Genomic DNA, 13,639 nt, shown 5'->3' with positions numbered 1-13,639 from the left:
CGAGAAGAGCCGATCACAGCTCTTGCCCACAACGTTAAATCTGCAAGCGAGCGAAGCGAAGATTGCAGATTTAACGGCTTAAATAAGCCCCGTTTTAATGGGGTTTATTTTTTGTTAACACCTGTTTTTTGTTTAAAACATGAATTAGAAACTGTCCGATATTTAGTTGAACTGGATATATTCTTCCAGTATTAACACTCAACCCAATTTCCCCAATATTACCTGAACCTAACCCAAATCCAAATGGGGATAAGTACTTCGGAAGTCTGTCTTCTTTTCCCTTAATCCATAATTTTGCGCCAAGAAACCCGCCAATACTAATTGTTGCTTCTCTATCAATTTCATTTTGATATTCTATATATTCCAATGAGTTTAAAAGATATTTTTTACCGTTGAATTTAATTTTCCTTCCTTTTTCTTTTAGTTTATTTAAGCCTCCGATTATGTAAATCATATTTTTTGGGTAGCTATTAAAATTATTATTTAACTCTTCTGGCGTTAAATAATAAACTGAAATAAGGACTTTAATAAAATTATCTACTTCATAAATGGATTCGTCAATTGTAAATGAATTTGCACCTAATGAATTAGCTTTTTGTGCAAAAGAATTGAAAAGACTAGCTAAATTTAGTTTTTTAGAATTTTCAGAAATGCCTTCAAAAGATGCAATCTTAACCTTACTTGATAAATCATATTCTTCATCTATATAATCAAAGGTGTTAGCCAAATTATTGACATGGTTCTCTACCGAATCTTGAAATATTATATTTATTTCTTGTGAATAACCACAAACAGTTATAAAGCTCAATAATAAGGTTAAAAAGTATGATTTCATTTTTTTATTGGTGTTAACGTTGTGGGCAAGAGCTGCGGTCAGCAGCGTCTTGGCCCTCAACTAACTAGTTAGTTGGCAAGGGGCAAGGCGTTGTTGGCCGTTGCTTCTTGCCTGGTGTTATCTGCTGTCTTTGCTGAGCCACCATAAGTAAGCCTAACATTTCAACGATAACATCGGTATCCAGAACCTCTTCGCAGTAGCCTAGAAGGTGTAAATATGCGAGAAGAGCCGATCACAGCTCTTGCCCACAACGTTAAATCTGCAAGCGAGCGAAGCGAAGATTGCAGATTTAACGCCAAATATATGAATCGGAGCAAGGCAAGTAAGCCTAAACCAATCGATCTATCTGCGCATTTTTATTTCTTGTTTAATTTATAAAAATTTGGCGCCACTGCAAAAAGGAAATGACCTTTCGATTGGAACCAAACTTTGCTCTGATTTCATATATAATGTTACCATACGTTTTTTAATCAATGAGCTTAAATATTAAATCTTTTTTTTCCGTATCAAAAATCGAAACATATATATTATTCGCTTTTTTCTTTTTAATTACATATGGTTGATTACCATCTGTAAAAAGGATATCGAATCCGTTATAATTTATTCTTTCCCATCTCAAATCAGAATTACCCATTTTGAAACTACTACTTACATAAATAGAATCATTAATGAATTTAATTGTGTCCTTTATTCCCAAATGATCTCTGAGAATTTTTTTGCCTATTAACTCTATTTTTCTTGTTTCGTTTTTTAGAGAGTCCGCTAGTTTTTTGTAAACCCGATTTCGAACCTTGCCTTTATCAACAAAAACTATACTGTCTTTTTCAAAAGGATTGATCTCTTCAAAATGGTTGTTATCTTCCGAAAGAAACAATTTATTTCCTTTTACTCTAATTGGTTTTTCTTGCTCATCATTGTACCAATAATATTTAAAACCTTTCATTTTATATATTCCATTTTTAAATGAAATTATATGATGAAATGGATTTTCCTTATTTATTGAAGATAGACGACTTTCTGGATTATAGGTGTAGGCATATATCCAAGTTCCATTCAACTTCTTTTCATTTTGGCAAGAAGTTGAAAATACTATTAAAATTAATATGAAATTTATTCTTTTCAAATGTATGGTAACGTCTCGGCTATGGTTAGTACGGGAATTAAAATTACGGAATTACCGATTAAGCACTTAGCCAAAACTTTTTATTTTGTTTTTATCTTATTCATTTTAAAAGCCAAATCAAAAGATTTGGCGGACATTCTAAATATACCTAAAATTAGCTTTAAACACCAAAACCCGTATTAATTATAGCCATTGTTGTGTACTGTGTTTTTTATTTATTTTAATAGTTTTCCATAAAATTAGAATTCCGATTAATAATATAATCAAACCCCCAATTAAAAAAGCCATTCCATATCCTTCGGCAAATATTCCACAAAAATAATTCAAGTATCTGTTTATAATTCCAGATGAGTAGATTCCGGTTTTATAAATTCCAAATGTGAGAATCAAAACTACTATTGAGTTTATTATTCCGAATTTGTTTTTCCAGTTTATCAGTCCAACTGCTAAAATTCCGATTATTAAACTTACTAAAGTCCAATAAGCTTGGTCAGCGAAAAATTGTCCAATTCGCTCGTCAGTTAGACTTTCAAGTTTTCCCCAATCCTTATTCATCAAAGCATCGAACTGTTTTCCATTGTATGCCACATAAAGTCGGTCAATTCCGCTTATGATAAAAATCAAAGAGAAACATTCCAATAAAATCAACTTTAAGTTAAATTTCTTTATCATTTCCTAGTATTGTACACAACGTTAAATATGCAAGCGAGCGAAGCGAAGATTGCATATTTAACGTCAAATATATGAATCGGAGCAAGGCAAGAAAGCCAGAACCAATCGATCTATCTGCGCATTTTTATTTCTTCTTTAATTTATAAAAATCCAGCGCCACCGCAAAAAGGAAATGACCTTTCGATCTAGCACTAAACTTTGCTCTGATTTCATATATAATGTTACAAGCTGACAATTTTCAGTATTCAATATTTATATTCCATTCCAGGAGCATTTTCGGCTCGCTTTTCAAACCCGAACTTTTCATAAAATTTAAACTTCTCCTTAGCTGAAAATAATTGAATATCTCGAATATTATTTCCAGTACATTTCTCCAATAATCTTTTCAATATTTCACTTCCAATTCCTTTTCCTTGGTAATTAGGATCTATAATTAAATCAACAATTAGTGCGTGATGAATTCCGTCAGATATAATTCGACCAGAACCAATCAAAATTCCTTCTGAATATGCAGAAACGGAATGCCAACTATTTTCAAGGGCAATATTCAATTCTTCGATTGTGAATTTACATACATCATTCCAACCAGTTGAATCAAATAAAGTCCAATACCTATCAATTGGAGGCTTAGTTATTTTGTATTCAACAATTTTCAATAATTCATTTGGCATTCTTTTAGTTCCGGTTTTTATTTTTCTGTTTGCTTGTAACGTTTAATATATGTGTCGTAGCAGGGCAAAATGTTACCAAACCATCGACATTATCTGCGCATTGATTGCTAACTTTTCATTCTGCAAGCATTGCGTCTTAACAAATATACAAGAACGTTTCGATTCATCACTTAGCTGCTATGATCACATATATCGTGTTGGCAAACGTTTTTTAAGGAGTATATTGCTCTTTCATTTCCGTAACCACTCCGTTCTCAATTGTCAGAATCAGTATTGGTTCTGCTTTGAGATGGTCAATAAATTCCGTAATCGAAACTTTGTTAAAAAGTCCATTGTTTTTTGGATAGTTCCAAAGCTCAATTTTTACATCAGAACTTAATTCTAATGTTCTCAATTTTGGGTTCACATTAGAAATATAGTAATCATTATAAACAAAATAAATGGTATCTCCTTTCTCCGAAATATCATATTCAGCTTCTCCTTGTTCTTTCGCTTTTTCTACAGCTTTTTCATTTGTCAAAAAGTCAATGTAATCAGCAATTATAAAATACTTTTCGTCCTTTTTAGTGACCTCCTTTACAAAGCAATGCTTAGTTTCAAGTGCTATTTTTTTGGATTCGGGTTTAATAGTTGTTTTTTCGGTTTTGTACTCGTCCGATTTTGTTTTAAGGAGTTGTTTTTCTTTTTCCTTGCAACTTATCACTATTATAGTCAGAAGTAAAAGTAGATTTTTTTTATTCATTTTTAATGGTTGCCAACGTCTCTTGTATGTTGCGTTTGCTTCCTAAAGGGAGCATATGCAATATACAAATTGTTAGCAATAGTATTTTTATGGGGTGTGTCGTCTTTCTTTTCCATTTTTAATTTCGACTAGGGCACTTTGAAATGTATAAATTTCGTTTTTTGCTCCATCAAAATCTGCTCTCGGAAGTTTAGTTGATCTTTTTCCAATTTGTCTTTTTAAGCGACTCCAAAATTTTTTAGTCGTATCGCTAGCTGAAATTCCAATTATTGAATAGTGATTACCAATCCATTCAAACGAAGACATTCCGATTTCATCATTATAATCAGTTTTGATATTTAAGTGAATAACTCCTGGCCAACCTGCACCAAAATAGGGAGTAATAGGATTTGCTCCAGTCCGTTTTTCAGTCCATCCATTCCAAGGATTTTCAATCCATTCGTCTTCTCCAGACTCTGTTAGGAGTGGTAAAGGTCCACTTTCATTATGCCATAAACTTATTCGGTCAGTTGTAAATTCAGTCAACGATTTTACTGCTTTCCATTTTTTATTTCCGTCAGAAACCAAAAAGGCTATTTGTTCTTCAGCATTTAGTAAATCCAAAAGTTCTTTTTCGTCTTCTTTGTTCAGATAAAGTGGAATCCAAGCCATAGTTTATTTTGCATTATTGCTAACGTTGTGGGCAAGAGCTGCGGTCAGCAGCGTCTTGGCCCTCAACTAACTAGTTAGTTGGCAAGGGGCAAGGCGTTGTTGGCCGTTGCTTCTTGCCTGGTGTTATCTGCTGTCTTTGCTGAGCCACCATAAGTAAGCCTAACATTTCAACGATAACATCGGTATCCAGAACCTCTTCGCAGTAGCCTAGAAGGTGTAAATATGCGAGAAGAGCCGATCACAGCTCTTGCCCACAACGTTAAATCTGCAAGCGAGCGAAGCGAAGATTGCAGATTTAACGTTTAATGTAAAATGCGTTTTAATGCATTTTTACATAGTGTTATCTTCTTTTTTTTGTTCTTCAAACCATTCAAGTTGACTCTTTATTCTTTCAAGAATTTTTTCGTCAGAATCACCATGAATATCTCTGATTTTATAATTAGCCTGTTCCGGGTTACTTCTATTAGAAAATTCATTTACTCTCAAATTAAAAAGTGCCTGTCCAAATCTTAGTTCGGGATTCTTTCCTAAGTAATCGGTTATTAACTCTAGTATTTCTTTATGGTCTTTTTTCATTTTATTATTTCTATCCATTCTCTGGCTAAATCTTCCACATAATCCTCGAATGTCACCACACTTTTGAAAGTGTGGAATGTATACTCAGGTTGATTTTCCATAAATTCTACGTTTTCAAAGCAATGGTCATGAGAGAAGAGAAATACTTTTTTGGTTGGAGGGTCATAAAGCGTTAAAGCTCCATTTGCCTCATAAACAAATGCAAGTAGGTTAGAATGGTCAATTTCTTTTTTCCCATCTTCTTCACAGGTCATTGAATAATAATCTTCCCAATCGCCAATTCCACGGGAACATTCCGAACCGATAAACATGAAGTTTTGATTATTGGAAAATGAGTCTTCAGGTTGATTAAATGATTCTCGAATTCCTCCGATATTTCTTATTAGAAGTTCGTGTTCTTGGATTAGTTCGCATTTATATTCCTCTTCAGTTTCCTGCTGATTAAGCCACCCGCAAATCTGCCCATCAATAGTGTCCCAAGCAAATAAAGTATAGTTTATGTGGTCAATTTTCAAGTAAGTCTGTCGTGACTTCAGAATCAATTCAGTGAGTTTTGGGAAAGTATTCTTGAATTCCTCACTCAACCACATTTCTTGTTGTTCTTCAAATTCGACTTGAGAATTAGGATTCAGAAACCAACTTACCTCAGACTTAAATGTCTCAAAGTCCTTATTCGTTTCTTTTCTCTTATTTCTATTAAATATTCCCATTCAATTGAAGATAACGTTTAGTGTAAAATGCGTTTTAATGCATTTTTTACACAGTGTTGTAGGTAGTTTAATTTTTCAATTCATTCTCAAAAGTTCGTGGTCCATCACTTTTAAATTTCCACTGCGAGATAGGTTCTGGAGTTTCTTTATGCCATTTGTCTATTTTGTCAATATCAATCAACCAATCATATTTATAATCTCCCATAACTTCAAACTCTGCATGAATAGTTACATCAAACCAAAACAGCTTTTTTAGTATTTCTTCAAATTTTTCAATCCATAAATGCCAATCATATTCAAGGGTCTTGTAACTCGCTCCAAATGTTATTACTTGGTCTCTAAAAATTCCTTGTTCGTTAGGTATTGAAAACATACTTGTGTTTATCCAAGGAAATTCAGAGTCATCATCGGGTAGACTACTTATTATTTCCACATTTAATCTGTGTAATTTGTAATAGTCTTCCGTTTTCCAAGTAGCTCCACTTATTCTTCCATATATGATTGTATGATGTGCCATTATTCTTAATTCTGACTAACGTCAAATTTAGTTAATTTTTGTACGGACTCCTTTTTTTAAAAGGGTTTTCCACTTTTTTAACTCTATTTTTTTTAAAAAAAACCTTAAAATTTGACGTTATCTCAAGAAATTAATAGAGTTTCTTTATATGGGGAATTACCTACAACGTCTCGTATAAGAAATCGTAGGGCAGGTGATAAGCACTATCGTTTCGGTTTGTTACTTAGCTAAATATAAATATTTTGCTTTTATCTTTTCTATTATAAACGCCAATTTTTATATTTAGCAGACTTTGTTAATATTCACAGACCTTTCGGCAAGCACAAACGCCCTATGTTTTTTATACCGTGTTATCTACTGGCTTTTATGCTCTGTTTCTAATAATTTTGGTTTTCACTTTTGTGTCATTTTCAAGATACGTAAAATCACTTTCCCATTTTAAATCATCAAGGTAAACATCTTTATTAACTAGTATTCCGAAAATTAACACCCGAATATTCGGGTGTTGTTTATAAAAGTCTTTTAAACCGCCTAAAGTTTTTACAATATTCCTTTTGTCGGTATCGTTTTTTATATGTTTTAATTCAATCACGATTTGGTTATTGAACAAGTTAAAGTCAGACACTTTTTTATTTCCATCGTATGTGAGTTCTACTTCTTCACGTCCTAATCCTGGTAACCAAGGTCTAGTCGCTATCCAAAACAAGTTTTGAAAATCATATTCATTAATTAAATTATTTGTCCAACCCGTTTTAGCTTGTCCGTGACCCGTAACTCTTTCACTTGAATCTATAAGCCTCTCCATTACAGAAATCAACATTTCAGATGCTTCATCAGCATTTTGTCCTATGTATGGTTTTGTAGGAAGTCCTTTTCTGTCGGCAGTTTTAAAGTATTTAATTAAAGCCTGAATTTCATAAGCGTCATCTGGTAAATTAGGTAGAGTAGACAATTTATGATTAACTCTACTGTCTAAAGCTATTAATGTGTACTCTTCCATTTCATCTGTAAAACCAATGTTTCTTTCGTATAGTTTTATAGCATTTAACTTGTTAAGTAATTTGAGTTGAGTATCATCATCAATATAACTTTCATTGGCTATACTAACAGCTTTATTATCATCAAGTATAAATAAATCTAATGCCGTACAGCTTTCTAAAGTGTGGTCTCTTAATTCAGATTGTTTTATTCTTTTTGTAGTTGTTATAAGTAAGTCAATATCTGACCTTGTACTTTCTGTTTTATATCTTCTTGAGCCGAAAATATAAACGGTATCAATATCTGCAAACTTTCCTGCAAGTACCGAAATTGCAGTTTTTAAATCTATGTCGTCTGTTTTTGGCATTTAGTTTTTTTAGCTTGTAGATAACGTTTAATATATGTGTCGTAGCAGGGCAAAATGTTACCCTGTTTTTCGATATTTCTGCGCATTGATTGCTAACTTTCCCATTTTGCAAGCATCGCGCCACTGTAAAAATACACAGACTTTTCGAATCATCACTTACCTGCTATGACACATATATGTTGTTGTAAGCTGCCTTTTTTACTTATTAATTGTTGCCGCTCTAATTCCGTTAATAACTTTATTTGGATCACAAGAGTTCAGTCCAGCGCCCCAACTTGAATTAAATTCAATTACAAACCATTTATCTGTCTGATTAAATCCTAAATCAATAACATAAGATTCAGGTAAATCAATTGAATGGTTTTGCAAAAAGTCAGTTAGAAATTCTCTTGCTGATTCTAAATTAGAATTCCCTTCATAAATTGCCATATCGAGGATTTTATTGTCCAATATAAACGCTCGAATTTCACTTTCTATCTTGATGATATTTGACGTTATGATTTGCTCATTTTGTTCAATTCCTTTCGTTTCTTTAGTAAAACTATCAAAATCATTATAAACACTCGATTTGAATGTTTTAGGTTTAACAGGTTTAATAAAGATTGGGAAAAGAGAGTTTTTAATTTCCTGAATTGTTACAATTTCGATTTTGCGCTTAATCCAATTAAAGTCTAGTTCACTAATTAATTCATCTTTTGGCTCAATTAATTTTAATCCCAGTACTTGAGCTAAGACAAGGCTAAAAGTATCAATTCCGTATATGGTCAATCTTTTTTCGGAATCAACATCAGGTCGTTCCCAAAACTTTCCAATACGTAAAACTTCACCACCATTATTTTTCCAGCTATCGGCTATTGAATCCCTTTCAATATCTGATTTATTAGGAATTAATAAGGTTTCGTTTGTCATTTAATTGAATGTTTCTTTTGGTTGCTTACAACATTGATGTATATGGTTTGTTGCGTGTTTTAAGCACCTAATTTAGTAAATACAAACCGAATAGAAAATCCGCTAGGATTTTCGTAAGTAGGCTAGAACTAACAATAAATTATATACTGTGTTAGCATACGTTAATTATGGTCTCCGAAGTAGAAAACTATTTTTCTTTTTGAAATGTTATTGCAGTTTTTCCATTAATTAAACCTGTATTTATTAATGTACCATAACCCAATTCATTGTTTGTTATTGCAGCTAAAAATATAGTTGGCATTCTTTTACCTCCTATATAAGCAAATATTGCGTCATTTTCTTTTGATAATCTCATAGAACCCCTTATTGTTCCATAAGAAACAGAGGCTTTATAATTTATATTGATAAAGTTGATTATAGTTCCGGCTGGTATAATTTTATCTCCATTTATCCATGTAATATCATTTTCGTCAAACCCAAAACGATTTCCATTCCATTCGGAATCTGTAAAGCGAATTTTTGAATTGGGTGAGATATCCATATTGGTTCTAATAACAAATCCTTCATTCTTTTTTGATTCCATTGAAATAAAAGAAATGGATCCCGATTTCAATAAAGTGTCAGTTTTGTTTAAATTAATAACAGACAGAATTATAATTAATATTATAAAAACAGATATTATTTTTAGTTCTTTCACTTGCAATAATTAATTGAAGTAAAAGTAGTGCACGTTTTTAATCAATAGGTTACTGAAAACTTACCAAATAATTAAGTTTTTTTTGAAATGTTTATTTAATGTTATTTGTTCATTGAAGTTTATGCAAACTATATGCTTTCCTCAATGTTTGCTAACGCCAAATATATGAATCGGAGCAAGGCAAAAAAGCCTGAACCAATCGATTTATCTGCGCATTTTTATTTCTTATTCAATTTATAAAAATTTAGCGCCATTGCAAAAGGGAATGACCTTTCGATCTAGCACTAAAATTTGCTCTGATTTCATATATAATGTTAGCGATAGTTTTAATCCCACGAGCATCCACCAACTTTATATTCCTTAAATAAATCTTTAGATGTAGTATCGGATAAAAATATTGAAAGCGTTGCCCCTGCATAATGTTCAGATATTCCAACTAACAAGTCAATTGATGCATCTCCATTTAAATCACCAATCCAATGAATAAATACACCTCCTTCAAAACCTCCAGAAGGAAAAGAAAAAAGATCCATTTTTTGTATTGATTGACGAATTTTGTCGTAATATGAATCTACAACAAGTTCATAATTTTCAATTTTCTTAAAATAGGGGAACTCATCTTTTTCTGTTTCAATTATATTTCCCTTGGCATAAATAAAGTAATTTTTACTATTTTGTTCATCTTTCAAATTATAGACAGAAAATGGGATGGTTTCTCCAGGGTATAACATCCTATTTATCCATTTTCCAGTTGTAAAAATGCTGTCTTTTAAATTCAACCCACTTATTAAAAATTTTGGGATAGAAGATTCTGTATTATCGTATTTCTTGATTAAAAAATTATCCCAATGATGATAATTTTTTTCCTTATAAACACCCCAATATTCTTCAATTAAATTGGATTTTATTTCTTTCCATTCGGAGTCTATTCCACAATTAGGTATAATGGCAGTAATTTTGTCAACTTGAGAATAGGAGTAATAACAAAAAAGTAAAAGCAGTGATGTGATTATAGATTTATTCATAATTATCGCTAACGTTTAATATATGTGTCGTAGCAGGGCAAAATGTTACCCTACTTTTTGATATTTCTGCGCATTGGTTGCTAACTTTTCCATTCTGCAAGCATGGCGCCATTGCAAAAATACACAGACTTTTAGAATCATCACTTAGCTGCTATGATCACATATATATTGTTGTAACCAGTTTTATTTTTTTATCAATTCAGATATTTCTTCTAGATTTAACTCCATCATTTTTTTATGAATAACTCCTATAAAAACCACAAATAGGCTAGTCAAAGTAAGTCCAAATAAGACTCCATTTTTATATATGAGTGTGACTGTCCATAAAATTAAAACTACTAACGTCAAAATCATAAGAGTTTTTTTAGGTTTAACCGTCAGTTTTACATTTGGAATATTTAGTTCGCAAGTAAAGTCATAGAAAGTTTTTCCAAGAACCAATATTCGGTCATTTTCTATTTCCATTTTTTTACCGTCAAACTTTTTAAGAGAATCTATTATTTCAGATTTAGTTTTTTGAGTTTTTATGAGTTTATTTATGTCAAGTTTATAAATATTCATTAGAATTGGTTACAACGTTGTGGGCAAGAGCTGCGGTCAGCAGCGTCTTGGCCCTCAACTAACTAGTTAGTTGGCAAGGGGCAAGGCGTTGTTGGCCGTTGCTTCTTGCCTGTTGTTATCTGCTGTCTTTGCTGAGCCACCATAAGTAAGCCTAACATTTCAACGATAACATCGGTATCCAGAACCTCTTCGCAGTAGCCTAGAAGGTGTAAATATGCGAGAAGAGCCGATCACAGCTCTTGCCCACAACGTTAAATCTGCAAGCGAGCGAAGCGAAGATTGCAGATTTAACGTTAAATATATGGCAAGTTGGGCAGAAAACAAGTGATTACTTTCGGTTTAGTCACGAGCCAAATCTTTTGTATTTTGTTTTAATTTTTCTTTTTAATACCAAATCAAAAGATTTGGCGACTTTGCAAATAGACAATGACTTTTCTGTTAAAAACTAATCGCCCAATTTGCTATATATAGTGTTAGGTAACGTTTTTATATTCCATTTATAATTTTTGGTAATCCTATAGAAACTAAAAATCGATTACTTCCAAAAAACTCAAGAACACTTTTAGATGTCATTTTTCTAGTTTTTTCACACTCTATTTTGAATTTTGAGTAATCCATTCCAATATCAGTCAAATATTTGCCCACGTAGCTTTTTTTGTCAGCCAGCATTGATAAAATAATATGTTCAGGATTTACCTCTTTGTCTAAATAAGTTCGAGCATAATATTTCGCGTTTTTTAGCGTGTACTCAAACTCTTTAGTCAAATAATATCTATCTACACTTTGCTTTTCATTTGATTTTAAAGATTCGATTAATTTTTCAAATGTCCATTTTTTCGATTCAAATATTTTTTGAGGTAGATTATCAGATTTTAGTGTTGCTATTAAAAAATGAAAAGAAGATATATAACCAGAGTTTAAATCTATAGCACTTAGTCTACTATCTGCTATTATTTTTTCTAATTCAGAACTAAATTTCATTGGTTTTCTCTAATGTTACCTAACGTTTAATATATGTGTCGTAGCTGTGTAAAATGTTACCTAACTATCGACATTATCTGCGCATTGATTGCTAACTTTTACTTTTTGCAAGCATTGCGCCTTACCAAAAATACAACAACCATTCGATTGAACACTTAGCTGCTATGATCACATATATGTTGTTGTATACAGTTTTTACTCTTTTAATATTTCTTGGTCATAATCATATTCCGACTCATCAGGAAAATATCCATTCAGATCGGGAAAAATCAATTGTAAACATTTGAAATCTGAATTTTCATAATATTTAAAACAACTTAATGCGTATTCTGTCAGTAATTTATTTTTAACGTCAATAAAGTAAATAGGAAATCGGTCTATTAGATCGTTTATTTTTTCATTAATAGGGACTTTTTTGAATTTAAATCTCTCTACATAATTCTTAATCAATTCCGTTGTAAGTCCGTTGGGAAGTCCAGAAATAAAAAGTTCCGGAATTTCGAAGTTTTTATAAATTCCAGTTGAGTATCCAAAAGGTGTGAATCCAGTTTCTTCCATTACATACGTTGTATGGAATCCAAAATTCGTAATATTCTCATTAACTTTTTTAAAATATTTCTCCTTTTGTTCTTTATTCATTTCTGTTCATCGAATTGTATACAACGTTTAATATATGTGTCGTAGCAGAGCAAAATGTTACCAAGCCATCGACTTCTTCTGCGCATTGATTGCCAACTTTTACCTTCTGCAAGCATTGCGCCTTTATAAATATACGATAACCAATCGATTGATCACTTTGCTGCTATGATCACATATATAGTGTTATAGAGCTTTTTTAATTATCACTTAACTCATTTCTTAATTTGTTTACCAAGATAGTTAGCTTGTCAAAGAAAAGTTCAATATTGGGTTTTTCGAAACTTTGAGTTTCACTAAGTTCTAATGATGTTATAATAGAATTATAAAAGTTACATATTTTGGACGAACTATTAATAAGATCTTTATGATCTTTATTACTAAAATTGTATTCAAATAAATGACCGAATTGAAGATTAAAGTTAAAAAGAAAATAATGAAACTCTGGAAATAATTTCAGCTCCTTAATTAGTTGATTCCTTCGTTCTAGATAATCAGAATTAGTAATTGATTCTGTATCTTTCAACATTTGATCAATAATTTTTATAGAATTAGCCCATTCAGGAATATGCTGATTGATTTTAGGTAGATATTTGGTCAATTCATTATAAGCATCTAGTTTTCTCATTAAAACATTGACTCTCTTGTTTTCTTCATTTGATTGCTTACCTACAAGATATGTCAAAATTCCTAGAACAACTAGACTTATAAATGAGATTATAGTGTTAACAAAACCTCCAATATAATCACCAAGAGCACCCCAATCTGTAATGTTTGATGAAACTTCTTGATTGTGAAAATGATATATAATTAATATTACTGGCGTCAAAATAAATAGACAAAAAATAACTAATACTAACTTTAAATATTTTTTCTTTTTGTCAGATATCATATGATTTTTTTAAATGCTCTATAACGTTGTGGGCAAGAGCTGCGGTCAGCAGCGTCTTGGCCCTCAACTAACTAGTTAGTTGGCAAGGGGCAAGGC

Annotated in this window: 17 protein-coding genes; all 17 read right to left on the bottom strand. The window is 31.7% G+C overall.

Annotated elements, in window-relative coordinates; translation table 11 throughout:
* Positions 1-94 precede the first annotated feature (94 nt).
* Entirely contained in the window at positions 95-835 is a 741-nt protein-coding gene (locus tag Q0910_RS28400) for a hypothetical protein (RefSeq protein WP_299224187.1), read from the bottom strand.
* A 466-nt stretch (positions 836-1,301) separates the two neighbouring features.
* Positions 1,302-1,892 carry a hypothetical protein gene (locus tag Q0910_RS28395; protein WP_299224184.1) on the bottom strand — a complete coding sequence of 197 codons (591 nt, stop codon included), beginning with the start codon at positions 1,890-1,892 and terminating at the stop codon, positions 1,302-1,304.
* Between the two features lie 249 nt (positions 1,893-2,141).
* A complete protein-coding gene (locus Q0910_RS28390) occupies positions 2,142-2,630 on the bottom strand; it encodes a hypothetical protein (protein ID WP_299224181.1) in 489 nt (162 codons plus the stop codon).
* Between the two features lie 245 nt (positions 2,631-2,875).
* Positions 2,876-3,301 carry a GNAT family N-acetyltransferase gene (locus Q0910_RS28385; protein ID WP_299224178.1) on the bottom strand — a complete coding sequence of 142 codons (426 nt, stop codon included), beginning with the start codon at positions 3,299-3,301 and terminating at the stop codon, positions 2,876-2,878.
* A 211-nt stretch (positions 3,302-3,512) separates the two neighbouring features.
* Positions 3,513-4,043, bottom strand: coding sequence for a hypothetical protein (locus Q0910_RS28380; protein ID WP_299224175.1), 531 nt, complete (start codon positions 4,041-4,043; stop codon positions 3,513-3,515).
* Between the two features lie 87 nt (positions 4,044-4,130).
* Positions 4,131-4,694, bottom strand: coding sequence for a hypothetical protein (locus Q0910_RS28375; protein ID WP_299224172.1), 564 nt, complete (start codon positions 4,692-4,694; stop codon positions 4,131-4,133).
* Between the two features lie 330 nt (positions 4,695-5,024).
* Complete coding sequence (locus tag Q0910_RS28370; RefSeq protein WP_299224170.1) at positions 5,025-5,270, bottom strand: hypothetical protein; 246 nt, start codon at positions 5,268-5,270, stop codon at positions 5,025-5,027.
* Positions 5,267-5,980, bottom strand: coding sequence for a hypothetical protein (locus Q0910_RS28365; RefSeq protein ID WP_299224167.1), 714 nt, complete (start codon positions 5,978-5,980; stop codon positions 5,267-5,269). Before Q0910_RS28365 ends, Q0910_RS28370 begins: the two co-directional genes overlap by 4 nt.
* 67 nt (positions 5,981-6,047) lie before the next feature.
* Positions 6,048-6,497 (bottom strand): hypothetical protein, encoded by a 450-nt coding sequence (locus Q0910_RS28360; RefSeq protein WP_299224164.1) that lies wholly within the window; start codon positions 6,495-6,497, stop codon positions 6,048-6,050.
* Between the two features lie 364 nt (positions 6,498-6,861).
* The gene (locus Q0910_RS28355) at positions 6,862-7,842 is read right to left on the bottom strand and encodes a hypothetical protein (protein WP_299224161.1); all 981 of its coding nucleotides are present in this window, start codon (positions 7,840-7,842) and stop codon (positions 6,862-6,864) included.
* Positions 7,843-8,040: 198 nt separating this feature from the next.
* Positions 8,041-8,751: an ATP-grasp domain-containing protein gene (locus Q0910_RS28350; protein WP_299224158.1), complete on the bottom strand. Its 711-nt coding sequence runs from the start codon at positions 8,749-8,751 to the stop codon at positions 8,041-8,043.
* A 187-nt stretch (positions 8,752-8,938) separates the two neighbouring features.
* The gene (locus tag Q0910_RS28345) at positions 8,939-9,448 is read right to left on the bottom strand and encodes a hypothetical protein (RefSeq protein ID WP_299224155.1); all 510 of its coding nucleotides are present in this window, start codon (positions 9,446-9,448) and stop codon (positions 8,939-8,941) included.
* A gap of 326 nt (positions 9,449-9,774) precedes the next feature.
* Complete coding sequence (locus Q0910_RS28340; RefSeq protein ID WP_299224153.1) at positions 9,775-10,473, bottom strand: hypothetical protein; 699 nt, start codon at positions 10,471-10,473, stop codon at positions 9,775-9,777.
* Positions 10,474-10,656: 183 nt separating this feature from the next.
* On the bottom strand, positions 10,657-11,034 hold the full coding sequence (locus Q0910_RS28335; protein ID WP_299224150.1) for a hypothetical protein: 378 nt from the start codon (positions 11,032-11,034) through the stop codon (positions 10,657-10,659).
* Between the two features lie 486 nt (positions 11,035-11,520).
* Positions 11,521-12,015 carry a Clp protease N-terminal domain-containing protein gene (locus tag Q0910_RS28330; RefSeq protein ID WP_299224147.1) on the bottom strand — a complete coding sequence of 165 codons (495 nt, stop codon included), beginning with the start codon at positions 12,013-12,015 and terminating at the stop codon, positions 11,521-11,523.
* Between the two features lie 195 nt (positions 12,016-12,210).
* The gene (locus Q0910_RS28325) at positions 12,211-12,654 is read right to left on the bottom strand and encodes a DUF4262 domain-containing protein (RefSeq protein WP_299224144.1); all 444 of its coding nucleotides are present in this window, start codon (positions 12,652-12,654) and stop codon (positions 12,211-12,213) included.
* 196 nt (positions 12,655-12,850) lie between these two features.
* Entirely contained in the window at positions 12,851-13,543 is a 693-nt protein-coding gene (locus Q0910_RS28320) for a hypothetical protein (protein ID WP_299224141.1), read from the bottom strand.
* Between the last annotated feature and the right edge of the window lie 96 nt (positions 13,544-13,639).

It is taken from the genome of uncultured Aquimarina sp., from assembly GCF_947495315.1.
Classification (GTDB): domain Bacteria; phylum Bacteroidota; class Bacteroidia; order Flavobacteriales; family Flavobacteriaceae; genus Aquimarina.
Note: the sequence above shows the minus strand (reverse complement) of the source record. Positions and strands in the feature narration are given on the sequence as shown.